The sequence below is a fragment of the Polynucleobacter sp. MG-5-Ahmo-C2 genome (assembly GCF_018687735.1).
Lineage (GTDB): Bacteria > Pseudomonadota > Gammaproteobacteria > Burkholderiales > Burkholderiaceae > Polynucleobacter.
The window spans coordinates 1,741,618-1,764,278 of record NZ_CP061304.1 but is presented as its reverse complement, the minus strand read 5'-3'; the positions used below and the strand labels follow the sequence as shown (position 1 = coordinate 1,764,278).

The following is a 22,661-nucleotide window of genomic DNA, read 5'->3' as shown; positions in this document are numbered from 1 at the left end:
TCTTAGAGTGGCCGATTATGATCAACATCAATCGGTCTTCGCTGGGGCGCCAATAAGACGTGAGTTGCTAGTGGCCAAAGTAGTGCTTCGACGATGGCTTGAATAGCGCCCGTTAAGGCCCACCAATATAACTCCCCGCTCAGTAGCCAGTGCACCAATACGGGAAACAATGAAACCAGCAGGAATATCGGTAGAAGATGCAGAGCTTGTGATAATAGAGGGAGCGTAATAATGCGTCGATGCCAAGAAATGGCGATGTAAGCGACTAGTGAATAACTAAAGGCGTGCAATCCTAATAAATCGGAATTGTGTACATCCATCATCAAGCCCAAGAAGAATGCCGAGAATACGCTGACATAGCGGTGCTGATGAATATTCCAAAATATGATGCAGATGATTAGCCAATCTGGCACCCAGCCGAAGTTTCCAAGCGGCAAAAAATTGAGCAATAGCGCACAAAACAAGCTGAAATAAATAAACACCGGGCTTACTGGGCGAAGGATATAACCGCTTTGAATATCAATCATTGCATTCCTCGCGCCCGAGTTTGACGACGACCTGGATTATTGGTTAAGGGCGTACCTGATGAGGGTTTATTGCTAACTATTGGGGCCTTAGCATCAAATTGCGGGTCGTATAAAAAGGCTAGTGCTTGACGATAACGATTGACTGCTGCCACTGGCATGCAAAATACGTTAGAGGAGTTTTTGTCAGCGTTACGCTCAATTTTGCTAATAACCGCTACTGCAAAACCTGGTGGGTAAACGCCATCAATACCAGAGGTGAGTAAGATATCACCAACCTCTAAATCGCTAGCAACAGGTAAGTAGCGCAACTCCAATGGATTGCCCCGGCCAGCACCAAAAACGGCTGCTCTAAGTCCATTTCGGGCAACTTGTACCGGAACTGCAAAGTCACGGTCTTCCAATAGCGATACTTCGGCTGAACGCTCATATAGCCGAACTACCTGCCCGAGTATGCCGGCGTCATTAGCAATTGGGTTGCCTAGCTTTAAACCATCATTGCTGCCGCGATTAATCACAATGCGCTGTGAAATGGGATTGGGTGGATTAAACAGAATTTCAACAGGCAAGGTTTCGAATGAAACTTGTTTTTGCAGGGACATCAGCTCGCGTAAATTTTGATTCTCAATCAGCAAGAATTCGGATTGATTCGCCAGCAATGAAAGTTCGGCTTGGCGAACTTTCATTGTCTGATTCTCTTGTTCAAGCGTTGAGCGAGTGGTGAAATATTCTGAAGTTACCTCATAAGCATTACGTGGGGCCATCATGATGTATTCAAGTGGACGCAATACCCAATTCGCATGATTGCGGATGGGATCGAGTGCTTTAAAGCGAAAGTCGATCAGCATCAAAGCAATGCCGACCGATAGACAGACAATCAGTTTAAGTAAGGCTGGAATGCCCTGTCTAAAAAGTGGAGGAGCGCTATGTTGCAATGCCCTGATCGACGTGTATGTCGCCTACTCGTGCGAGAACACTCCGCCTAACTTATCCATGCGCTCAAGAGCAATACCGCAACCACGAGCAACGCAAGTTAAAGGATCTTCCGGTATGTGAATTGGTAAGCCAGTTTCTTCTAGCAAGAGGCGGTCAAGGTCGCGCAATAGGGCGCCACCACCAGTAAGCATCATGCCCCGCTCAGCAATATCAGACGCTAGCTCAGGTGGAATTTGTTCAAGCGCTGCTTTAACTGCGGTCACGATTTGATTTAACGGATCAGTTAGCGCTTCAAGAATCTCATTGCTCGTTACTGTGAAGCTGCGCGGTACACCTTCAGAAAGATTGCGTCCCTTAACTTCCATCTCGCGCAATTCTGCTCCAGGGAAAGCGGAGCCAATTGTTTTCTTAATCAATTCAGCAGTTTGCTCACCAATCAACATTCCATAATTGCGACGAATGTAATTGGTAATGGCTTCATCAAATTTATCTCCGCCAACGCGAACAGAGCCTTTGTAAACCATGCCGCCTAATGACATCACACCAACTTCAGTTGTGCCGCCGCCGATATCAACAACCATTGAGCCTGCAGCTTCTGAAACAGGTAGGCCAGAACCAATTGCAGCAGCCATAGGCTCTTCAATTAAAAATACTTGTGAAGCGCCGGCGCCTAATGCAGATTCGCGAATTGCACGACGCTCAACTTGGGTAGATCCACAAGGAACGCAAATGATGATGCGTGGACTTGGCCTTAATAATTTGCTTTCGTGCACAAGCTTGATGAATTGCTTGAGCATTTGCTCGGTAATGGTGAAGTCGGCAATAACGCCGTCTTTCATGGGACGAATTGCTTCAATATTCCCCGGAACGCGACCCAGCATCGCTTTTGCTTCTTTTCCGACTGCCAAAATAGTTTTTTTGCCATTTGGTCCACCTTCTTGGCGAATCGCTACTACCGAAGGCTCATCGAGGACAATACCCCGATCACGCATATAAATTAAGGTGTTGGCCGTTCCTAGGTCTATGGCTAGGTCATTGGAAAAGTAGCTTCGAAAAAAACTAAACATGATGTAGTGGGAAAATAGAAGTTATTAATGAAAATATATCGGAATGATACTCTACGCCCCATGAATCTTGATGATGTCCAGCGCATTGCGCACCTTTCTAGGCTTGAGTTAAATCAGGCAGAAGCTGAGGCAGTTTTACCTCAGTTGCAGGCTATTTTTTCGCTGGTAGAGGAAATGCAGGCTGTCGATACCACCGGGCTGGAGCCCCTTGCCCACCCCATCCTCTTTTTGCGTGACTTGGCACAACCAATGCGGGAGGATCAAGTAAGTGAGCCTGATTGCCGTGCGGAGAATATGAAGTCAGCCCCGGCCCAGCAGGATGGCTACTTCCTAGTTCCGAGGGTGATTGAATGAGTTGGCACAACACCCCCATCGTGCTCATGGCAAAAGCTCTGGCCGCTAAAGAGATTTCTAGTGCCGAATTAACCCAGTACTTTTTAGACCGTATTCAGGCTGGAAAGCAGTGGAATGCATATTTAGATGTGAATGCTCACTTAAGTTTAGAACAAGCATATAAGGCAGATAAGTTAATTTCATCTGGCAAAGGTGGCAAGTTGACTGGCATTCCAATAGCGCACAAAGATGTCTTTGTAACTCGCGGTTGGAACACGACTGCTGCCTCCAAAATCCTGGCTGACTATCAAAGCCCCTTTGATGCTACGGTGGTTGCTAATCTTGGCATCCCTGATGAAAGCAATCCCCATGGTGCTGGCATGGTTTGCCTTGGCAAGACCAATATGGATGAATTTGCCATGGGTTCTTCGAACGAAAACTCCGCCTATGGCCCTGTATTAAATCCTTGGAATGCAGCCCATGTTGCTGGTGGATCTTCGGGCGGCTCTGCTGCTGCCGTTGCAGCTGGCTTAGCGCCGATTGCTACCGGCACCGATACTGGCGGCTCCATCCGTCAACCAGCAGCATTTTGTGGTCTTACGGGCATTAAGCCTAGTTATGGGCGCGTATCTCGTTACGGCATGATTGCCTACGCCTCCTCTTTGGATCAGGCTGGCCCTATGGGCAAATCTGCCGAGGATTGTGCTCTGGTGCTATCTGCAATGTCATCGCATGATCAACGCGACTCGACATCCCTCGCGGATTCAGGTGAAGACTATGGTCGTTATCTCAATCAAAGTTGGCAAGAGAGCAGCACAAATTCTGCGAAACCGTTAGAAGGGTTGCGGATTGGTTTGCCAAAAGAATTTTTCGCCGAAGGCTTAGCAAGCGATGTTGCGAAGTCTGTCAATGAAGCTGCGAAGGCTCTAGAAGGCTTGGGTGCAAAATTAGTTGAAGTTAGCTTGCCTAAAACAAAATTATCTATACCAGTCTATTACGTATTAGCGCCAGCAGAAGCGTCGAGTAACTTGAGCCGTTTTGATGGTGTGCGCTATGGCCATCGTGCCAGTGAATACAAAGATCTTGGTGATATGTATCAGAAGTCTCGTACCGAAGGCTTTGGTGCGGAAGTCAAGCGCCGTATCTTGATTGGCACTTATGTGCTGTGCCACGGCTACTATGATGCTTACTACCTGCAGGCACAAAAAATTCGTCGCATTATTGCAGCTGATTTTCAGGCAGCATTTAAAGAGTGTGATGTGATTCTAGGGCCCGTTGCACCTGATGTAGCTTGGCGCTTAGGCGAAAAGTCAAAAGATCCAGTGCAAATGTATTTAGAAGATATTTATACGCTCTCAACTAATTTAGCGGGACTACCAGCAATGAGTGCGCCTTGCGGATTTAATGTAAATAATTTACCAATCGGTATGCAGCTGATTGGTAATTACTTTTCTGAGGCGCGCCTGTTACAAGTGGCGCATCAATATCAACAAGCCACCGATTGGCATTTGCGACAAGCTAGTGGGGTGGCATGATGCAATGGGAAGTCGTTATTGGTCTTGAGACCCACGCTCAACTAAAAACCAACTCAAAAATATTTAGTGGTGCTAGTACGCGCTTTGGCGCAGAGCCGAACACACAAGCATGCGCAGTGGATTTAGCTTTGCCAGGAGTGTTGCCCGTGCTTAATCGCCAGGCCGTTGAGCACGCGATTTGTTTTGGATTGGCAGTAGGGGCAAAGATTTCACCAGCAAGTATCTTTGCGCGTAAAAATTACTTCTATCCAGACCTACCCAAGGGATATCAAATTAGCCAGATGGAAATTCCGGTGGTGGTGGGCGGCCATCTTGAAATCTTGGTTGATGACGAAATAAAGATTGTTGAATTAACGCGCGCCCATATGGAAGAAGATGCAGGTAAATCTGTTCATGAAGAGGGTTTTCTTGGGCCTCATGGCGAGCCCTCCAGCGGCATTGACTTGAATCGTGCTGGCACCCCACTTTTAGAAATCGTTACAGAGCCTGTCATGCGTAGCGCTGCAGAGGCAGTTGCCTATGCAAAAGCTCTGCATAGCCTAGTAGTGTGGTTAGGGGTATGTGACGGCAATATGCAGGAAGGCTCCTTCCGGTGTGATGCCAACGTTTCTGTACGTCCAATGGGGCAAAAAGAATTTGGTACGCGTTGCGAGATTAAGAATTTGAATTCTTTCCGCTTCTTGGAAGAGGCAATCGAATACGAAGTGCGTCGCCAGATTGAGTTGATCGAAGATGGCGGGACAGTTGTTCAGGAGACTCGTTTATACGATCCTGATCGTGGTGAAACACGTAGTATGCGCAGCAAGGAGGATGCTAACGATTATCGCTATTTCCCAGACCCTGATTTACTGCCGGTCATGATTGATGATGCGTGGATTGCAGAAGTGCGCAGCAAGATGCCAGCGCTTCCTGCGCAGCTTCGCGAGCAATGGCAAGCAGACTATGGTTTGAGCGCTTATGACACCCAATTACTGACACAAGATCGCGATACTGCAAAAGTATTTGTGGAGCTATTGACGATTGTGGGTAAGCCTTTAGCCAAAGCCGCTGCAAACTTCATTGCTGGTGAATTTGCCTCTTCCCTAAATCGTGCGGGGATTGCAACTGCTGATGCGCCACTGAAGGCTGAGCATCTAGCCCCATTACTCACCCGTGTGTCAGACGGCACTATCTCTAATAAGATCGCTAAGGATATCTTTGCAATTTTGTGGGACGAGGCTGTTGCTGGCAAGGCAATAAGCACTGTTGATCAAGTGATTGATGCTAAGGGCCTCAAACAGATTAGTGATGGTGGAGCTATTGAGGCCATCATTGATCAAGTGATTGCAACCAATCAAAAGTCAGTCGAAGAGTTCCGCTCTGGCAAAGAGAGGGCGTTCAATGCACTTGTTGGTCAGATTATGAAGGCATCGCAAGGCAAGGCGAACCCTACTCAGGTAAATGAACTCTTGCGTAAAAAACTAAGTTAAGAAAGACATTGATGAGTGCAATAGATCCAAAACAGGTCGAGCAAGAAGAGTTGGTTGCCGAGTGGTTGAAGGCAACCCCCGGCTTCTTTGATCGCTACGCAGACCTCTTTAATGAGATTCGCATTAAGCATCCACATGAAGATCGTACGATCTCATTGCAAGAACGGCAGATGACCGTGTTGCGCACTCAAAATCAAGAACTCAATCGTCGTTTGAGTGAGATGTTGCACTTTGGTAGCCGTAACGATAAAACCCAGCAGAGCTTAGTTGCTTGGCTACTACGTTTAATGAAGGCTAACAATAAGTCCGACGTTGAGACTGCGATCATTTCTGGGTTGGCTGAGGTATTTGAAGTTGAATCGGCGCAATTGTTATCGCCTAATTCTGCATTTGGCCCTTGGATTGATACACCGCTTTGCGGTTCAGCTAAAGAGCTTGCGGCGGCGAGTGTAGATTTGCTGGCGTGTCAAACCACCATTGATCCAGAGTGGCAAAGCATGGTAGCCATCGGTTTGCCACTGGGTAAGAGTATTGGCGCAAATCAATCGCCTGCAGTACTGTTATTGGCCAGCAAAGACGAAACCCGTTTCACAGCAGATATGGGCGCTTTCTATTTGCGTCAGATTGCAGAACTAACTGCCGCAGCTTTGGATCGTATCCAGGCTTATGACATTCCAGGCGGCTGATCTTCATCCCCTCGTGCAAGAGTATTTGCACGAGCTACATGTGTTGCGTCAACTCTCACCACATACGCTCAAAGCGTACGTCATGGATCTAAGCGATCTACAAAATTTTGCTCTTGAAGACTCTATTGAGTTACTAAAGGTTAGTAATGGCCATGTTCGTCGTTGGGCTGGTCGTTTGCATTCCAAAGGCAAGTCATCTAGAAGTATTGCCAGAGCACTTTCGGCATGGCGTGGTTGGTACAACTGGTTAACAGAGAAAGATGCCAGGCGAGATGCGCATGCTGGTAAGGTGGCCAGTAATTTAGTGGCCAATCCAGTTGATGATGTGAAGGCCCCTAAACGCTTAAAGTCCCTACCTAAAGCCCTATCGGTTGAGCAAGCGCTGGCCCTAGTCAACCAGGCTGTCAGAGAGGCGCAAGAGAAAAAAGATTTGGAATCCACTCGGGATGCAGCGATTATTGATTTGCTCTACTCCTCAGGTTTACGTCTTTCAGAACTATTGGGTATTGATGTGATGCAAAGCAAAGATCGCCAACATGAATCTGCAGGTTGGTTGGATTGGGATGCTGCCGAAGTCACTGTCTTGGGTAAGGGTGGCAAGAGACGCTCGGTACCGGTTGGGGGTCCTGCAATGCACTCGCTCAATGCGTGGCGGCAAATTCGGAATGTGAGTAGCTTTACCGAGCAATCCAATGCACTTTTTCTGTCGGCAACCGGAAAGCGTTTATCACCGCGTACAGTTCAGGCCCGTCTACGTAATTTAGCAATGCGTGCTGGCTTGCCCACCCATGTACATCCCCACATGATGCGACACACCTTTGCTAGCCATGTCTTGCAATCTTCCCAAGATTTACGGGCTGTACAAGAAATGTTGGGGCACGCCAGTATTGCTAGTACCCAGATTTATACGTCATTAGATTTTCAGCACCTCGCCCAGGCATACGATAAAGCACATCCCCGCGCAAAGGCTGGTAAAGATTAAGGAACTGGGTAAGATAGTGGGTTTCTCGCTTGGGAAATGTATTACTTCTAGATTTTGATTGGATCATTCATGGCATTAATCCCGGTAACTATTTTGACTGGCTTCTTAGGAAGCGGCAAAACCACTTTGCTCAAACACATCCTCATCGAAGACCACGGCAAAAAAATTGCTGTGATTGAGAACGAGTTTGGCGAGGAGAATATTGATAACGATATTTTGGTTCAAGATCACGAAGAAAACATCGTCCAAATGAGCAATGGTTGCATTTGCTGCACGATTCGTGGCGATCTCGTTGAGGCTTTGAATGCGCTTTGGGAGCAGCGCAAAGATAAGAAAATTAGTTTTGATCGTGTTGTGATTGAAACGACTGGTGTCGCTAACCCTGGCCCAGTGGCGCAGACCTTTTTCATGGATGACGATGTTGCCGACCATTACGTCTTAGATGCTGTTGTTACCCTCGTGGATGCCAAACATGGCCCACATCAGCTAACTGAGCATGAGGAGGCGCAACGTCAGGTAGGTTTTGCCGATCAGATTTTTATTACTAAGACTGATCTTGTAACGCCAGCTGAAGTTGATGCTCTGCGTAACCGCCTGATGCATATGAACCCTAGGGCGCCTATTGCTGGCATTTCAAAGGGTGTAGTGCCTCTTCATGCGGTTTTAGACCTTAAGGGCTTCAATCTGAATGCCAAGCTAGATATTGACCCACATTTTTTGGAGCAGGATGATCACGATCATGAGCATTGTGGGCACGACCACAGTCAGGATCATGACCATAGTACCTGTGGGCACGACCATAGCCATGACCACCAGCATCACGGTCATGCAGGGCACACAGACCGCATTCAATCTTTCGTTTTTCGTAGTGATAAACCCTTTGATCATCAAAAGTTGGAAGACTTTCTGGGGGGCATCCTAGAGGTCTTTGGCGAGAAGATGTTGCGCTACAAAGGGGTGCTCTATGTGAAGGGCAGCAACCGAAAAGTCGTGTTCCAGGGGGTTCACCAGATGATGGGTAGCGATTTAGCCGGTCCATGGGGCTCCGAACCCAAGCAAACCCGCATGGTCTTCATAGGGATTGATTTGCCTAAGGACACCCTGCTGGCAGGGCTTGAGGGATGTTTGGCGTAGAAAGTTTCGGGTACAATCCGCCGCCACGGTCAATATTGGCAAATATTGGTTAAAGGGTAATAAAAGTTTGGCAGAATGAGGCAATAATGCTTCAAATCCAGGAAAGAATGAGATGACGGTAAAAACAGTAACAAAACCAGCAACTGCTGCTAAAGCTAGTAGCAAGGCTGCGAGCACTAAGACTGTAAAAGGTGCGCCATTAACTGAAGCTGAATTGCTCAAAATGTCTGACAAGGACTACATGAATGCAGCACAGTTAGATTTTTTCCGTCAAAAATTGCTAACCCTTAAAGAAGACATTTTGAAGAATGCTTCGGAGACCACAGAACACCTTCGTGAAAATATTTTGGTTCCCGATCCGGCTGATCGTGCAACGATTGAAGAAGAGCACGCATTGGAATTGCGCACGCGTGATCGTGAGCGTAAGTTGCTTAAGAAGGTTGAGCAAGCTTTGGCGCGCATTGAGTCTGGTGACTATGGTTGGTGTGAAGAAACTGGTGAGCCAATCGGCTTGAACCGTTTAATTGCAAGGCCTACAGCCAATTTATCTCTTGAGGCTCAAGAGCGTCGCGAACTCCGCCAAAAATTATTTGGCGAATAGATTTTCTTTGCGATGACCAAGCATTTGCCTACTCTTAGTGATATCTCTCCTTTATTAAAGGCGGAGATTCTTGCTGAAGCTTTACCTTATATCCGCGCTTATCACGGTAAGACTATTGTTATTAAGTACGGCGGAAATGCGATGGTTGAGGAGCGCCTTAAAGAAAGTTTTGCGCGCGACGTGATCTTATTGAAATTGGTTGGCATGAATCCTGTTGTTGTTCATGGTGGCGGACCACAAATTGATGAGGCTTTGAAAAAGATCGGCAAGACCGGAACCTTTATTCAGGGTATGCGCGTTACCGATGATGAAACCATGGAAGTGGTGGAGTGGGTTCTTGGCGGTGAAGTCCAGCAAGATATTGTCATGCTCATCAACCACTTTGGCGGTCAGGCAGTTGGCTTGACTGGTAAGGATGGGGGACTCATTCATGCCAAGAAGATGATGATTCCTAGCGAGAAAGAGCCAGGCAAAATGGTTGACATCGGTTTTGTTGGTGAAATTGAAGCTATTAATCCAGCCGTTGTCAAAGCCTTGCAAGACGACGCCTTTATTCCGGTGATCTCCCCGATTGGCTTTAGCGAAGAAGGTCAAGCCTACAACATCAATGCAGATTTGGTAGCTGGCAAGATGGCTGAAATTCTGCATGCTGAGAAATTGGTCATGATGACCAATATCCCTGGGGTTATGGATAAAGATGGACAGCTACTCACTGATTTAACCGCAAGGGAAATCGATGCCTTGTTTGCTGATGGCACTATTTCTGGTGGTATGTTGCCAAAGATTTCTTCTGCATTAGATGCAGCAAAGAGTGGAGTGAATTCAGTGCACATCATTGATGGCCGCATTGAACACTCCTTATTGCTAGAAATTCTGACCGAGCAAGCATTCGGTACGATGATTCGCTCAAGGTAACTAAATCGTGCGCGAACCTTTAGAGCCGGCAGATATCGACAACAGCAGTGCTGACGCTGGCAAGGCGCGTAAGCGTCCACGCCCTGGCGAACGTCGCTTGCAGATTTTGCAAGTGCTTGCGGAGATGTTGCAAAACCCCAAAGGCGAGCGTGTGACAACGGCGGCTTTGGCTGCCAAGATTCAAGTTTCTGAAGCTGCGCTCTACCGTCATTTCGCTAGTAAGGCGCAAATGTTTGAGGGGCTAATTTCTTTTATTGAGCAAACTGTTTTTGGCTTGATTAATCAGATTAATCAAAAAGAAGAATCTGGCCTTGCGCAAGCCCGTGGAATTTTGCAAATGCTGTTGTTCTTCGCCGAGAAAAATCCTGGCATGACCCGTGTTCTTTTGGGCGATGCTTTGTTGCAAGAGGACGATCGTTTGCAAGAGCGCATTACCCAGGTTTTAGATCGTGTTGAAGCCTCTCTGAAGCAGGCATTGCGGATTGCGCAATCCCAGGGCGGCGCATGGGCTCAAGTTGGCCAAGAAGAAGTCAGTATTCGCGCTGCCATGTTGATGAGTTTTGTTTTGGGTCGTTGGCATCGATTTGCCCGCAGCGGTTTTAAGAAGTTGCCAACTGAAGCATCTGATATTAGTTTGCGCATACTCCTCTCAGAATGAGCGAACTATACCTCTCTAGAAATACCATCCATTTTGCCGAGCCCCTGCCTTTGCAGAGTGGCGCCATGTTACCTGGCTACAATTTAGTGATCGAAACTTATGGCAAGCTCAATGCCGAAAAAACGAATGCTGTCCTAATTTGCCATGCACTGAATGCATCGCATCATGTAGCAGGCCCTGATCCTGATGATTCAGAGGATATTGGCTGGTGGGACAATATGATTGGTCCAGGTAAGCCTGTAGATACAAATCATTTCTTTGTCATTGGTGTAAATAATTTGGGCTCTTGCTTTGGTTCTACTGGACCAATGAGTACCAATCCAGAAACTGGCAAGCCTTATGGTGCCGACTTCCCAGTGGTAACTGTTGAAGATTGGGTGAATACCCAGGCTCGCCTTGCAGATAAGTTGGGTATTCGAAAGTTTGCTGCAGTCATGGGCGGTAGCTTAGGCGGCATGCAGGCAATGGCCTGGGCTATTCAGTTTCCGAAGCGCTTAGATCACTGTGTGGTGATTGCATCTACTCCAAAGTTGAGTGCACAGAATATTGCGTTTAATGAAGTGGCGCGTAATGCCATTTTGTCAGACCCCGATTTTCATGGGGGCAATTATTACGAACATGGCGTAGTACCAAAACGTGGCTTGCGCCTTGCTCGTATGGTTGGTCACATTACCTATTTATCTGATGATGACATGGCTGAAAAATTTGGGCGTGAGTTACAGCGCCCTAATGGCGAATCGAATGACTATCGCTTTAGCTTTGATGTGGAGTTTGAGGTAGAAAGTTATCTACGCCACCAAGGTGATAAGTTTTCTACTTACTTTGATGCTAATACTTATCTGTTGATCACTCGCGCCCTAGATTACTTTGATCCATCGCGTCGCTATGACGGCAGTCTAAACCGCGCTTTGGCAGAGGTGCAAGCTAAGTTCTTGGTCGTGAGCTTCTCAACGGATTGGCGTTTCCCACCGAATCGTAGCCGTGAAATTGTGCAGTCTTTGCTGAGCAATAAGAGCGAAGTCAGTTATGCAGAGATCGATGCTCCTCATGGACATGATGCATTCTTGTTAGACGATGAGCGTTATCACAATTTAGTAAGAGCCTATTTTGCGCAAATGTTGGAGGCTCAATCATGAGCGCCATGAATAAGCGTACAGACTTTGCAGCCATTGCCAAATGGATTTCCCCTAACAGCCAGGTGCTTGATCTAGGCTGTGGCGACGGCAGTTTCTTGGAGTTCTTGCAAAAACAAAAACCTGTTCACAGCTATGGTGTAGAGATCGATGATGCGCGCGTACTTTCTTGCGTACAAAAAGGTTTGAATGTTATTCAGCAAGATTTAGAAGGCGGCCTGGCGCTTTTTGAAGACAATAGTTTTGATATGGTTGTGCTCTCGCAAACATTGCAAACGATTCATCAGACTGAAAAGATTTTGCGTGAAGTTGTGCGTGTTGGTAAAGAATCAATTGTGTCCTTTCCAAACTTTGGTCACTGGTCGCACCGTTTGGCGGTAGGGCTGGGTCGGATGCCGGTATCAAAGAGCTTGCCTTATCAGTGGTACAACACACCTAATGTGCGCGTACTCACTGTGGATGATTTTGAGAAGCTGGCTTCCAGCCTTGGCCTCCAGGTAATTGATCAATGTATCTTGCATGATGGTAAACAAGTGACCTTGATGCCTAATTTTTTTGGAAGTTTGGCGCTCTTCCGCGTGCGCAGCGCATAGAATCGTGCAGAAGGCGGTTCAGTCGTGGCTTGCTGATTGTCGGGTGTATCTCGAATGGCCATGTCTACGAATGCTGTTTCTTGGCTTCTCTGCTGGGCTACCTCTCCTGCTCATACTGGGAACTTTAAGCTTTTGGTTGCGCGAGGCCGGTGTTGATCGCAGTACTATTGGCTATTTGACCTGGGTGGGTTTAATTTATGCATTCAAGTGGATGTGGGCTCCGCTAGTTGATCGTTTACAAATTCCGCTTTTAACAAAGTTATTAGGTCGTCGCCGTAGTTGGTTAATATTTGCGCAAGCACTCATTATTTTGGGTCTAGTGGGAATGTCTACTCTTGATCCTAAGCTTGCTCTGAACCCTGTTGTTTGGTGCGCACTATTAGTGGCATTTGGTTCAGCTACGCAAGATATTGCATTGGATGCATTTCGAATTGAATCAGCCAATAGCGATCATCAGGCAGCTTTAGCGGCTACCTATCAAACGGGCTATCGCCTAGCCTTGATATGGTCTGGAGCAGGAGTATTGTGGTTAGCCGCAAGGGCAGAGACAGGCGGTGGCTATGATGCTGGCGCCTGGCAGTTTGCATATTTATGCATGGCTGCATCAATCAGCGTGGGTGTGATTACTACTTTATTAAGTAAAGAGCCGGTGAAAATTGATTTGCCTAAGGCTCGTAATGCTAAAGCATGGCTACACCAAACCTTGATCGAGCCCTTTGCTGAATTTCTCACGCGCTATCGTTGGCATGCGGTTTTGATTTTGTCTTTAATCGCCGTTTACCGAATTAGTGATGTGGTGATGGGTATTATGGCAAACCCCTTTTATGTCGATATGGGTTACACCAAAGATGAAGTGGCCGCAGTGAGCAAGGTATTCGGTGTTGTGATGACTTTGATTGGTGCTTTTGTTGGCGGCGTTCTGACACTTCGTTTTGGTGTCTTGCGTATTTTGTTTTTAGGGGCAGTGTTATCGGCAGCCAGCAATTTGCTGTTTGCTTGGCTGGCCACTCAGGGCCATGATTTACACGGTTTGATTTGGGTAATCTCCGCTGATAATTTAAGTTCCGGCATTGCCAGTGCGGCATTCATTGCCTTTCTATCTGCGCTTACCAACATTCGGTATTCCGCAACTCAATATGCTTTGTTTAGTTCGATGATGTTACTTCTGCCCAAGTGGTTAGCAGGCTTCTCTGGAGTCTTTGTTGATCACTTTGGCTATCAAGCATTTTTCTGTGGTACCGCGATTATTGGTGCGCCAGTTTTACTGCTGATTTGGGCAACCATTCATTTCAAGATCATTCAGATCAAAAAAGATTAAGACAGTTTTTAAGTTACAGATTCCAGTCGTAGTCCACTACTAGTGGTGCATGATCAGAGAAACGCTCATCCTTGTAGACGAAAGTTTTCTGAGCTGTATCAGCAATGCCTGGTGTACTGATGTGATAGTCAATGCGCCACCCGACATTCTTGGCATAGGCCTGACCTCTATTGCTCCACCAGGTGTAACAAGACTCTCCAGCTTCAGGCTCGAGTTTGCGATACACATCTACGTAACCAACTTTGTCAAAAAGATTGGTAAGCCATGCACGCTCTTCTGGCAGGAATCCAGAGTTTTTGAGGTTGCCCTTCCAGTTCTTCAGGTCAATTTCATGGTGGGCGATATTGACATCACCACAGAGGATAATTTCACGCCCTGACTTTTTAAGCTTGATAAGGTGGGGTAAGAAGCTATCGAGATAACGATATTTGGCCTCTTGGCGCTCGGGCGAGCTCGAGCCTGAGGGCATGTAGACCGAAATGACTGAAAGCCCTTTAAAGCGCGCTTCGACATAGCGCCCTTCAGAGTCAAATTCCGCATTGCCATAACCATACAAGACATCATCTGGCTTATGTGGCGTATAGATGCCGCAGCCGCTGTAGCCTTTTTTCTCAGCATGGTGAAAATAGCCTTGCATCCCATTGGGGTTGAGAATGGCGTCTTCTAAATCATCGCGTTGGGCCTTGAGCTCTTGCATGCAGATAAAGTCTGCATTTTGTTTGATAGCCCAGGGTAGAAAGCCTTTTTTGACTGCAGAACGGATACCGTTGAGGTTCGCGGAAATGATGCGTAACATATAGACCTATGAGCTCAAATAATTCAAATCAAGATAACTTTATTCATTTTGCCTTGGAGGCAAAGGTTTTGTCCTTCGGGGAGTTTAAAACTAAAGCGGGAAGACTCTCGCCTTATTTCTTTAATGCGGGTGGATTTAATGACGGCGCACGTTTGAGTGCTTTGGGTCGTTACTACGCTAAAGCCTTGCAAGAGTCTAAGGTTTCCTTCGACATGCTTTATGGCCCCGCATATAAGGGCATCACATTGGCGGCTGCAACGGCTATTGCTTTGGCTGATGGAGGTTTAAATGTTCCCTATGCTTATAACCGCAAAGAGGCCAAAGATCATGGCGAAGGCGGGTCACTGGTTGGCGCTCCCGTCAAAGGCAAAGTGGTGATTATTGATGACGTGATTTCTGCAGGAACTTCAGTACGAGAATCTGTTGAACTCATTCGTGGTGCAGGGGCTGAGCCAGCGGCGGTTTTGATAGCATTAGATCGCATGGAGCGGTCGGGCAATGCAGTTGAGATTGGTGAAAAGTCGGCAGTGCAAGCGGTTGAACAAGAATTTGGCCTGCCAGTGATTGCGATCGCCAACTTAGCCGATTTGATGTCCTTCTTAACGGCATCTAGCGATACTGAGCTAAGCAATTATTTGCCTGCGGTAAAAACCTATCGAGATAAATACGGAATTTAAAAAAAATTTCTATTTAGATTTCAGCTTCGCCTTCAAAAACAGTCACTGCTGGACCCGTCATGATGACCGACTGAATAATATTGTTTGCAATTCCACCCCAAGCAATTTGTAGATCGCCACCACGGGTATGCACTTTTACTGGAGAGTCTAGTAGACCTCGGCGAATCCCGGAAACTACCGCCGCACAAGCACCAGTGCCACAGGCCAAAGTCTCTCCTGCGCCACGCTCGTATACGCGTAACTGGATTTCATTCCGATTCATGACTTGCATATAGCCGGCGTTTACTTTTTTTGGAAAGGCCGAATATTTTTCAATTTCTGGGCCCTCTTCAAGTACAGGTGCGCTCTTAAGATCGGCAACCACTTGAACGGCATGCGGATTACCCATCGAAAGCACGCCAACAAAGCTATCGTGCATAGCGGGGTGATCTAAAGGAAGTGCATAAAGGACCTCCTGAAACTCTTGCATGCTTGCTAGACCGCTTGCATTAAACGGAATTTGACTGTGCTCAAAAATAGGCGCACCCATATCAACTTCTACCTGACCATCAGGATGAGACTTTAGGGTAAGGACGGTATGTGCAACCTCGACACGCAATGGATTTTTGCTCGATAGACCTTGATCCAATACAAAGCGTACGAAGCAACGTGAACCATTACCGCACTGCTCCACTTCGCCACCATCGGCATTAAAAATCCGGTAGCGAAAATCTGCATCTGGACGAGTAGCTTTTTCAACAATCAGAATTTGATCTGCGCCAATGCCAAATTGACGATGCGCTAATGCTTGCCATTGCTCGCGTGTAATAAAGCCCAGCTCTTGATCAATGCCGTTGAGCACAATAAAATCATTGCCAGCCCCATGCATTTTGGTGAAGCGAATTTTGCGTCCAGAATTGTTTGAAGATGTGCTCAAGAGTATCTCGTTAATCGTAAAGGCTCGGCTCACCAGGCGGCCGATGTTTAAAGCGTTTATGTACCCAATAGTACTCTGCCGGTCTTTCTCGGACAAGCTCTTCAATGTAGTGATTTAAACGAGCCGTATCTTTTTCGACATCATCACTCGGAAAGTTTGGCAGCGGCTCGCTAATATGGCAGGTGTAGGCTTTACGATCTTGATTTAATGTGGTGGTCATCAAGCAGACTTCTGCGCCACTTAATTTGGCCAAGCGAGAAACCGATGTAATGGTATTGGTTTGAACGCCAAAGAAAGGCACAAAAACAGAGTCACGTGGACCCAAATCAATATCGGGAGCAATAAAGATAAAGTTGCCGGTTTGAATTTCACGAATGAGGTCGCGAAGGCGGCTTTGCCTCTCGATGGACTTGCCACCAAAGCGATTCCTCCATTCAATCATCTTTTGATTAAAAAAAGGATTCTTCATATTTTGATAAAGGCCTGCGCCGCGCGGCCAGTTGTGTTGGCTGGCTAAAACAGACAGAGCCATAAAGCCGCCCTCAAGGCCTACGAAGTGTGGATTGATCAGTAAGCGCGGCTTGCGATCACCCAAGGTAATTGCAGAGTCGATGGAGACAATGTCAGTAATTTGCTTGCCGCTACCAAGCCAAATGCGGCTTCTCTCTAAAACGCTCCGACCGAGTAATTTCCAGTGTTCAGTAGCCAATACATCGATTTCTTCCTCGCTCAGATGAGGAAAACATAGCCGTAGATTGGTTCTGACGACATCCGTACGGCCATTAGGTATATGGGCTGCAAGCCAGCCGAGGCCATAGCCAACATGGACGGTAATGGTGTATGGGAGGAAAGCAAAGAGGCGCAAGAAATTAAGCGCCAGGAAATTGAAGAGGTTGTGTAACCAGGTCATTTCAAAAGTTTATAACTAATTTCTAGGCGGCAATTCTGCACCGGCTGGATGCTTATAGCGGTTGTAAGACCAAATAAATTGTTCGGGAGCAACAAGAACAGCATTTTCAATGGCGACATTGAGTTCGGCGGCTGCGATATTGGCATCTTCAGATAAGGGCGCTAGCCGAGTGGCTTGCATTACCCAGCCTTCACCAATGCCTTTACGTTTCGCGGTAAACATCACGACCGGGGTATTGTTGCGGTTGGCTAAGCGCGCAGGTAGTGGAGTGGTGTAAGCGGGGCGCCCAAAAAATGGTACCCACACGCCTTCGCCACCACTGGGCACTTGATCTGGAAGAATCCCAATCGCCTCACCACGGTTGAGTGCTCTAGTCATTTGTCGAACGCCATGGAGATTGGTGGGAACAAAGTGCATATTGGGATAGGCGCGACCTTCTTCAACCACTTCATTGAGCCAATCTTGACGTGATGGCCTATACAAAATCGTTGCAGGGAAATGTTGTGCCAATACACGCGGGATGATTTCAAAGCCGCCAAGGTGGGGAGTCAACATCACTAAGCCATGACCCTCGTTTATGGCTACCTCCACCACATCCCAGTTATGCACCTCAACCAATTTCAGTGCTTTCTGAGGGTTGCGCCAAATCCACAAGCTGTCTGAGAACAGCATTCCAGAGGCCCTTACAGCCCTCCATAGTTTGAAGGGTAGTTTGTGAGCGCTAACTACAGCTTCATATTGCGGGCGAAAGAGCGATCGGTATTGTTGTGAGCCAACATAAGCCACTAGGCCCATACAGGCCCCAATCACTTGCACTAAAGCAAGAGGAAGCGCGGCAATGATAGTGAGGCTGAGCTTAAGAAGAGGTTTTCGCACCCCCCAATGATATTCAATGCGGCGATCAGGGCCAAATTTAAGTTCGCCTTGATGGGACAAGCCCTTTTCGGATAGAATGGCACTTATCGCTGAGTTAAGACAACTTGCAGGGCGATTCATAAATTCTGCTAAAGCGTCGCCGTTGTGGTTCCTGGCACGTCGAGTTGTCCCAAAGATCGTGTTAATTTTTAAAGGAATATGCAATGGCAAATGATTACTTCTTCACCTCAGAGTCAGTCTCTGAAGGTCATCCCGATAAAGTAGCAGACCAAATTTCTGATGCAATCTTAGATGCCATCTTGGCTCAAGATCCAACAGCACGCGTTGCGGCAGAAACTTTGTGTAATACCGGCTTAGTGGTGCTTGCTGGTGAAATAACTACTAACGCTAACGTTGATTATATTCAGGTTGCGCGCAATACCTTGCGCGAAATTGGTTACGACAACACTGCTTACGGTATTGATTACAAAGGTTGTGCGGTATTGGTTGCTTACGATAAGCAAAGCCCTGATATTGCTCAGGGTGTTGATAAGGCGCATGATGATGGCCTAGATCAAGGCGCTGGCGACCAAGGCTTAATGTTTGGTTACGCCTGTGACGAGACTTCAGAGCTCATGCCTTTACCAATTCATTTGTCACATCGTTTAGTGGAGCGCCAATCACAATTGCGTCGTGACGGCCGCTTGAACTGGTTGCGTCCTGATGCGAAGTCACAAGTGACTTTACGTTATGTAGATGGCAAGCCCGACTCCATTGATACCGTTGTGCTATCTACTCAGCATGATGAAGAGATTTCTCTCGACAAATTGCGTGAAGCCGTCATCGAAGAAATTATCAAACCAGTATTGCCTCAGCATTTAATCAAAGGCGCAATAAATTTTCTGGTAAATCCAACGGGCCGTTTTGTTATCGGTGGCCCGCAGGGCGATTGCGGCTTAACTGGACGCAAAATTATTGTGGATACCTACGGTGGTGCAGCTCCTCACGGTGGCGGCGCATTCTCTGGCAAAGATCCCTCTAAGGTTGACCGCTCTGCTGCATATGCTGGTCGTTATGTAGCGAAAAACGTGGTTGCCGCTGGTTTGGCAAGCAAGTGCTTAATTCAGATTTCTTACGCGATTGGCGTTGCCAAACCAACTTCGGTAATGGTGAGCACGTTCGGTACTGGCAAGCTCTCTGATGAAAAGATTGCGCAATTGGTATCTGAGCACTTTGACTTGCGTCCAAAAGGGATTGTGAAAATGCTCAATCTCTTGCGTCCTATTTATCGTAAGACTGCTGCTTATGGCCACTTCGGTCGTGAAGAGCCAGAATTTACTTGGGAGCAAACAGACAAAGCAGCGGCATTACGTGCAGCCGCAGGCTTGTAAGAAGGAAAAAAGCAGTTTGTAGATGTATTAAGGCGAAATATGGCGTAATTGTTTACAATTACGCCATACCTTCAAGGAGCGTTGCAAGGAATGCTGAGACCCAGCATTTCCCCAGGCTTGAAGGGAGTGGATTCTGAGGCTACCCCCGGAGTTTGCTAATTGCAACTGCGCTCGCTAACCCATGATTCAATGGCTAGCGAGTTTCTACTCCAGCATTGGATCTTATTTAGCTGGAGCATTCATGAATACCGTTGCTGATTTAAATAACTTTGTTGCAACTCGCTGCGCAATTGCTGACATTTCTTTGGCCGACTTTGGCCGCAAAGAAATTGCGATTGCTGAAACTGAGATGCCTGGACTCATTGCTATTCGTGATGAATTTGCCACACAACAACCATTACGCGGCGCTCGTATTACGGGCTCATTACACATGACCATTCAAACGGCAGTGTTGATTGAAACCCTTGAGGCACTTGGTGCAGAAGTGCAATGGGCCTCATGCAATATTTTCTCAACACAGGATCACGCTGCTGCAGCTATTGCTGCAAATGGCACACCAGTATTTGCTATCAAAGGCGAAACGCTTGAGCAGTACTGGGACTTTACCCACCGTATTTTTGAATGGGCGGATGGCGGTTATACCAATATGATTTTGGATGACGGTGGCGATGCTACTTTATTGCTACACCTTGGTGCGCGCGCTGAAAAAGATCAAGCTTGCTTGAATCATCCAACGAGCGAGGAAGAAACTATTTTATTCGCAGCTATCAAGAAAAAATTAGCACAAGACCCAACGTGGTATTCCATACGTTTAGAAAAAGTAAAAGGCGTTACAGAAGAAACCACTACGGGTGTTCATCGTTTGTATCAGATGTTTGCTAAAGGGGAATTGAAGTTCCCAGCGATTAACGTGAATGATTCTGTTACCAAGAGCAAGTTCGATAACCTCTATGGTTGCCGTGAATCTTTAGTTGATGCGATCAAGAGAGCTACGGATGTGATGGTGGCAGGTAAGGTTGCGGTGGTCTGCGGTTACGGTGATGTGGGCAAAGGCTCAGCTCAGGCATTGCGTGCCTTGTCTGCTCAAGTTTGGGTTACTGAAGTAGATCCAATCTGTGCATTGCAAGCAGCAATGGAAGGCTATCGTGTTGTAACGATGGATTACGCTGCTGATAAGGCAGATATTTTCGTATCTGCAACCGGTAACTATCATGTGATTACCCATGACCACATGGCAAAGATGAAGAATCAAGCTATCGTTTGTAACATCGGTCACTTTGATAATGAGATCGACGTTGCAGGTATTGAAAAATACAAGTGGGAAGAGATCAAGCCACAAGTTGACCATGTGATTTTTCCAGCCGCCAATGGCAAGCCTGAAAAGCGCATCATTATTTTGGCCAAAGGTCGTTTGGTTAACCTTGGTTGCGGTACGGGTCACCCTTCCTACGTGATGAGCTCATCATTTGCTAATCAAGTGATTGCGCAAATCGAATTGTGGAATGCGGTCGGTACAGATAAATACCCAGTTGGCGTATATACCTTGCCTAAGCATTTGGACGAAAAAGTTGCGCGTTTGCAGCTCAAGACTTTAAATGCTGAACTTACTGTGTTGTCTGATCAGCAAGCTGCCTACATTAATGTCATGAAGGAAGGCCCATACAAGGCTGACCACTACCGTTATTAATTCACTTGTTTAATAGATACCTAGGCCCGAAATCATGGAATTAAGCGTCGAATTCTTTCCTCCAAAAACACCTGAAGGTGAGAGTAAGCTGCATCTTGTGCGAGAGCGTTTTTCTGAAACGCTCAAGCCATCGTTTTATTCTGTGACTTTTGGTGCCGGCGGTTCTACGCAGTCTGGCACATTAAAAGTGGTGAGCGACATTCACGCTGCTGGTGCAGTAGTTGCTCCTCACTTATCTTGTGTTGGTAGCTCGCGGGAGAGCGTGCGTGAGATGCTCAAGCAGTATCAAGATTTAGGCGTTAAACGCATTGTTGCTTTGCGTGGCGACTTGCCATCTGGCATGGGCCAGTATGGAGAATTTCATCATGCCAATGAGCTGGTGGAGTTTATTCGTTCAGAAACCGGTGATTGGTTTCATATCGATGTGGCTGCTTATCCAGAGACACATCCGCAGGCAAAGTCTCCTGCAAGTGATATCGATTTCTTTGTACAAAAAATGAAGGCGGGCGCCAATTCTGCTGTGACCCAGTATTTCTATAATAGTGATGCTTACTTTCGTTTTGTAGATGAAGCCTATGACTTAGGCGTAGCTCAACCCATCATTGCGGGCATCATGCCGATTACAAATAGCACCCAATTGCTGCGTTTCTCAGATGCTTGTGGTGCCGAGATTCCTCGCTGGATTCGTTTGCGTCTTCAATCTTATGGCGATGATATTGCTTCTATTCGTGCATTTGGAGAAGAGGTGGTAACCGATCTCTGTGACCAGCTATTAACTGCTGGTGCGCCAGGATTACATTTTTACTCTTTGAATCAAGCGGATGCTGTTTTAGCAATTGCTGATAACTTAGATTTAACGAAGTAAGCCAGACTCCGTAAGCATCATGTCTAAAGGCTCATCGTGTGCTTGAGCCGTCCACTGCTCATCATTTAGCTTTTGCCAATCAAAACCAATTCCAATGCAGATAAGCTTGGGATTGTGTTTTCTGAGCTCAACCAGGGTTCGATCAAAGTAACCGCCGCCGTAGCCTAGTCGCCAGTAATGAGGTTTGCCATCCTCAATAGAGTTTGACCAACCTACGCAGGGAATGAGGATGCAGTCAGGATTGACTGCTGGTCTTGAGGAGTTATTGGGGCTTGGTTCGGGCACGCCGTGTTGGCTGGGAATTAATAGATCACCAACTTGCCATTGATAGAATTCAAGGTGCTTATCGGCCCGAGCATATGGAAGCGCAAGGCTTCGCCCTGAGTTTTGACTTGCCCAGGCAATTAAGCTTGGGAATAAATCAATTTCATCTTGAATAGGCCAATAAAGTGCTATTACCCTGAGGGAATTACCATCTTGAGCTAAAAAATGATTTAGGCCGGCAATGAGTTGATCTTGGACTGGAGTGTAGTTTTGCCTAGCAGCAAATTCTTTGCGTTGCTTTAACAAATCTTGACGAAGAGTTTTTGGCGAATTACCGTGCATATCGTCCATTATCAGGCGAAAATTAGAACATATCGTAATCAAGTTGATTTCAGGTGAATCCTAGCAAATATATA

General features: G+C 46.8%; 24 protein-coding genes and 1 riboswitch. Of the genes, 16 read left to right on the top strand and 8 right to left on the bottom strand.

Annotation, left to right across the window (positions count from 1 at the left end; genetic code table 11):
- Window positions 1-2: 2 nt before the first annotated feature.
- The 3 genes from mreD to C2740_RS09020 are packed head-to-tail and all read right to left on the bottom strand — an operon-like array spanning window position 3 to window position 2,527.
- Complete coding sequence (gene mreD, locus C2740_RS09030) at window positions 3-527, bottom strand: rod shape-determining protein MreD (RefSeq protein ID WP_215293358.1); 525 nt, start codon at window positions 525-527, stop codon at window positions 3-5.
- Entirely contained in the window at window positions 524-1,459 is a 936-nt protein-coding gene (gene mreC / locus C2740_RS09025; RefSeq protein WP_215293357.1) for a rod shape-determining protein MreC, read from the bottom strand. The genes mreD and mreC overlap by 4 nt, the downstream gene beginning before the upstream one ends.
- 24 nt (window positions 1,460-1,483) lie before the next feature.
- Window positions 1,484-2,527 carry a rod shape-determining protein gene (locus tag C2740_RS09020; RefSeq protein ID WP_215293356.1) on the bottom strand — a complete coding sequence of 348 codons (1,044 nt, stop codon included), beginning with the start codon at window positions 2,525-2,527 and terminating at the stop codon, window positions 1,484-1,486.
- Window positions 2,528-2,587: 60 nt separating this feature from the next.
- On the opposite strand from C2740_RS09020, the gene gatC reads away from it, so the two are divergent.
- The 12 genes from gatC (at window position 2,588) to C2740_RS08960 (ending at window position 13,884) form a co-directional block, all read left to right on the top strand.
- Window positions 2,588-2,881 (top strand): Asp-tRNA(Asn)/Glu-tRNA(Gln) amidotransferase subunit GatC, encoded by a 294-nt coding sequence (gene gatC, locus C2740_RS09015; protein WP_215294378.1) that lies wholly within the window; start codon window positions 2,588-2,590, stop codon window positions 2,879-2,881.
- Window positions 2,878-4,395 (top strand): Asp-tRNA(Asn)/Glu-tRNA(Gln) amidotransferase subunit GatA, encoded by a 1,518-nt coding sequence (gene gatA, locus C2740_RS09010; protein WP_215293355.1) that lies wholly within the window; start codon window positions 2,878-2,880, stop codon window positions 4,393-4,395. The genes gatC and gatA overlap by 4 nt, the downstream gene beginning before the upstream one ends.
- Window positions 4,395-5,864, top strand: a complete 1,470-nt coding sequence (gatB, locus tag C2740_RS09005; RefSeq protein ID WP_215294377.1) for an Asp-tRNA(Asn)/Glu-tRNA(Gln) amidotransferase subunit GatB — start codon at window positions 4,395-4,397, stop codon at window positions 5,862-5,864. Before gatA ends, gatB begins: the two co-directional genes overlap by 1 nt.
- A gap of 11 nt (window positions 5,865-5,875) precedes the next feature.
- A complete protein-coding gene (locus C2740_RS09000; RefSeq protein WP_215293354.1) occupies window positions 5,876-6,550 on the top strand; it encodes a DUF484 family protein in 675 nt (224 codons plus the stop codon).
- Window positions 6,531-7,532 carry a tyrosine recombinase XerC gene (locus tag C2740_RS08995; RefSeq protein ID WP_215293353.1) on the top strand — a complete coding sequence of 334 codons (1,002 nt, stop codon included), beginning with the start codon at window positions 6,531-6,533 and terminating at the stop codon, window positions 7,530-7,532. Before C2740_RS09000 ends, C2740_RS08995 begins: the two co-directional genes overlap by 20 nt.
- 69 nt (window positions 7,533-7,601) lie before the next feature.
- Window positions 7,602-8,666, top strand: coding sequence for a GTP-binding protein (locus C2740_RS08990; RefSeq protein ID WP_215293352.1), 1,065 nt, complete (start codon window positions 7,602-7,604; stop codon window positions 8,664-8,666).
- Between the two features lie 223 nt (window positions 8,667-8,889).
- The gene (gene dksA / locus C2740_RS08985; RefSeq protein WP_215294376.1) at window positions 8,890-9,267 is read left to right on the top strand and encodes an RNA polymerase-binding protein DksA; all 378 of its coding nucleotides are present in this window, start codon (window positions 8,890-8,892) and stop codon (window positions 9,265-9,267) included.
- Window positions 9,268-9,279: 12 nt separating this feature from the next.
- Window positions 9,280-10,182 carry an acetylglutamate kinase gene (argB, locus tag C2740_RS08980; RefSeq protein WP_215293351.1) on the top strand — a complete coding sequence of 301 codons (903 nt, stop codon included), beginning with the start codon at window positions 9,280-9,282 and terminating at the stop codon, window positions 10,180-10,182.
- Window positions 10,183-10,189: 7 nt separating this feature from the next.
- The gene (slmA, locus tag C2740_RS08975) at window positions 10,190-10,840 is read left to right on the top strand and encodes a nucleoid occlusion factor SlmA (protein WP_215293350.1); all 651 of its coding nucleotides are present in this window, start codon (window positions 10,190-10,192) and stop codon (window positions 10,838-10,840) included.
- On the top strand, window positions 10,837-11,976 hold the full coding sequence (locus C2740_RS08970) for a homoserine O-acetyltransferase (RefSeq protein ID WP_215293349.1): 1,140 nt from the start codon (window positions 10,837-10,839) through the stop codon (window positions 11,974-11,976). Before slmA ends, C2740_RS08970 begins: the two co-directional genes overlap by 4 nt.
- Complete coding sequence (gene metW / locus C2740_RS08965; RefSeq protein ID WP_215293348.1) at window positions 11,973-12,566, top strand: methionine biosynthesis protein MetW; 594 nt, start codon at window positions 11,973-11,975, stop codon at window positions 12,564-12,566. Before C2740_RS08970 ends, metW begins: the two co-directional genes overlap by 4 nt.
- Window position 12,567: 1 nt before the next feature.
- The gene (locus C2740_RS08960; protein ID WP_371816732.1) at window positions 12,568-13,884 is read left to right on the top strand and encodes an MFS transporter; all 1,317 of its coding nucleotides are present in this window, start codon (window positions 12,568-12,570) and stop codon (window positions 13,882-13,884) included.
- 13 nt (window positions 13,885-13,897) lie between these two features.
- Here the strand turns inward: C2740_RS08960 and C2740_RS08955 are convergent, their stop codons facing one another.
- The gene (locus C2740_RS08955; protein WP_215293346.1) at window positions 13,898-14,680 is read right to left on the bottom strand and encodes an exodeoxyribonuclease III; all 783 of its coding nucleotides are present in this window, start codon (window positions 14,678-14,680) and stop codon (window positions 13,898-13,900) included.
- An 8-nt stretch (window positions 14,681-14,688) separates the two neighbouring features.
- On the opposite strand from C2740_RS08955, the gene pyrE reads away from it, so the two are divergent.
- On the top strand, window positions 14,689-15,357 hold the full coding sequence (pyrE, locus tag C2740_RS08950; protein ID WP_215293345.1) for an orotate phosphoribosyltransferase: 669 nt from the start codon (window positions 14,689-14,691) through the stop codon (window positions 15,355-15,357).
- A 13-nt stretch (window positions 15,358-15,370) separates the two neighbouring features.
- Here pyrE and dapF read toward each other — a convergent pair whose 3' ends face one another.
- Genes dapF through C2740_RS08935 form a run of 3 tightly spaced genes read right to left on the bottom strand, consistent with a single transcriptional unit; the run spans window position 15,371 to window position 18,059 of the window.
- Complete coding sequence (dapF, locus tag C2740_RS08945) at window positions 15,371-16,273, bottom strand: diaminopimelate epimerase (protein WP_256440742.1); 903 nt, start codon at window positions 16,271-16,273, stop codon at window positions 15,371-15,373.
- Window positions 16,274-16,283: 10 nt separating this feature from the next.
- Window positions 16,284-17,183, bottom strand: coding sequence for a lipid A biosynthesis acyltransferase (locus C2740_RS08940; protein ID WP_215293344.1), 900 nt, complete (start codon window positions 17,181-17,183; stop codon window positions 16,284-16,286).
- A gap of 15 nt (window positions 17,184-17,198) precedes the next feature.
- Window positions 17,199-18,059, bottom strand: coding sequence for a lysophospholipid acyltransferase family protein (locus C2740_RS08935; protein ID WP_251369640.1), 861 nt, complete (start codon window positions 18,057-18,059; stop codon window positions 17,199-17,201).
- A gap of 203 nt (window positions 18,060-18,262) precedes the next feature.
- Here C2740_RS08935 and metK point away from each other — a divergent pair, with 203 nt between their 5' ends.
- The 3 genes from metK (at window position 18,263) to metF (ending at window position 21,981) form a co-directional block, all read left to right on the top strand.
- On the top strand, window positions 18,263-19,429 hold the full coding sequence (metK, locus tag C2740_RS08930) for a methionine adenosyltransferase (protein ID WP_215293342.1): 1,167 nt from the start codon (window positions 18,263-18,265) through the stop codon (window positions 19,427-19,429).
- A 67-nt stretch (window positions 19,430-19,496) separates the two neighbouring features.
- A riboswitch (S-adenosyl-L-homocysteine riboswitch) is annotated at window positions 19,497-19,609 on the top strand.
- A 61-nt stretch (window positions 19,610-19,670) separates the two neighbouring features.
- Window positions 19,671-21,116 carry an adenosylhomocysteinase gene (gene ahcY, locus C2740_RS08925; RefSeq protein ID WP_215294374.1) on the top strand — a complete coding sequence of 482 codons (1,446 nt, stop codon included), beginning with the start codon at window positions 19,671-19,673 and terminating at the stop codon, window positions 21,114-21,116.
- A 34-nt stretch (window positions 21,117-21,150) separates the two neighbouring features.
- Window positions 21,151-21,981, top strand: a complete 831-nt coding sequence (metF, locus tag C2740_RS08920) for a methylenetetrahydrofolate reductase [NAD(P)H] (RefSeq protein WP_215293341.1) — start codon at window positions 21,151-21,153, stop codon at window positions 21,979-21,981.
- Here the strand turns inward: metF and C2740_RS08915 are convergent.
- Entirely contained in the window at window positions 21,970-22,596 is a 627-nt protein-coding gene (locus C2740_RS08915; protein WP_215293340.1) for a 5-formyltetrahydrofolate cyclo-ligase, read from the bottom strand. The two genes, metF and C2740_RS08915, sit on opposite strands and share 12 nt — an antisense overlap.
- Window positions 22,597-22,661 lie beyond the last annotated feature (65 nt).

Excerpts from the sequence above, each read along its gene's own strand:
- mreD (WP_215293358.1), bottom strand. The coding sequence starts at position 527 with ATGATTGATATTCAAAGCGGTTATATCCTTCGCCCAGTAAGCCCGGTG.
- C2740_RS09020 (WP_215293356.1), bottom strand. The coding sequence starts at position 2,527 with ATGTTTAGTTTTTTTCGAAGCTACTTTTCCAATGACCTAGCCATAGAC.
- gatC (WP_215294378.1), top strand. The coding sequence starts at position 2,588 with ATGAATCTTGATGATGTCCAGCGCATTGCGCACCTTTCTAGGCTTGAG.
- gatA (WP_215293355.1), top strand. The coding sequence starts at position 2,878 with ATGAGTTGGCACAACACCCCCATCGTGCTCATGGCAAAAGCTCTGGCC.
- gatB (WP_215294377.1), top strand. The coding sequence starts at position 4,395 with ATGCAATGGGAAGTCGTTATTGGTCTTGAGACCCACGCTCAACTAAAA.
- C2740_RS09000 (WP_215293354.1), top strand. The coding sequence starts at position 5,876 with ATGAGTGCAATAGATCCAAAACAGGTCGAGCAAGAAGAGTTGGTTGCC.
- C2740_RS08995 (WP_215293353.1), top strand. The coding sequence starts at position 6,531 with ATGACATTCCAGGCGGCTGATCTTCATCCCCTCGTGCAAGAGTATTTG.
- C2740_RS08990 (WP_215293352.1), top strand. The coding sequence starts at position 7,602 with ATGGCATTAATCCCGGTAACTATTTTGACTGGCTTCTTAGGAAGCGGC.
- dksA (WP_215294376.1), top strand. The coding sequence starts at position 8,890 with ATGTCTGACAAGGACTACATGAATGCAGCACAGTTAGATTTTTTCCGT.
- argB (WP_215293351.1), top strand. The coding sequence starts at position 9,280 with ATGACCAAGCATTTGCCTACTCTTAGTGATATCTCTCCTTTATTAAAG.
- C2740_RS08970 (WP_215293349.1), top strand. The coding sequence starts at position 10,837 with ATGAGCGAACTATACCTCTCTAGAAATACCATCCATTTTGCCGAGCCC.
- metW (WP_215293348.1), top strand. The coding sequence starts at position 11,973 with ATGAGCGCCATGAATAAGCGTACAGACTTTGCAGCCATTGCCAAATGG.
- C2740_RS08955 (WP_215293346.1), bottom strand. The coding sequence starts at position 14,680 with ATGTTACGCATCATTTCCGCGAACCTCAACGGTATCCGTTCTGCAGTC.
- pyrE (WP_215293345.1), top strand. The coding sequence starts at position 14,689 with ATGAGCTCAAATAATTCAAATCAAGATAACTTTATTCATTTTGCCTTG.
- C2740_RS08940 (WP_215293344.1), bottom strand. The coding sequence starts at position 17,183 with ATGACCTGGTTACACAACCTCTTCAATTTCCTGGCGCTTAATTTCTTG.
- metK (WP_215293342.1), top strand. The coding sequence starts at position 18,263 with ATGGCAAATGATTACTTCTTCACCTCAGAGTCAGTCTCTGAAGGTCAT.
- ahcY (WP_215294374.1), top strand. The coding sequence starts at position 19,671 with ATGAATACCGTTGCTGATTTAAATAACTTTGTTGCAACTCGCTGCGCA.
- metF (WP_215293341.1), top strand. The coding sequence starts at position 21,151 with ATGGAATTAAGCGTCGAATTCTTTCCTCCAAAAACACCTGAAGGTGAG.
- C2740_RS08915 (WP_215293340.1), bottom strand. The coding sequence starts at position 22,596 with ATGGACGATATGCACGGTAATTCGCCAAAAACTCTTCGTCAAGATTTG.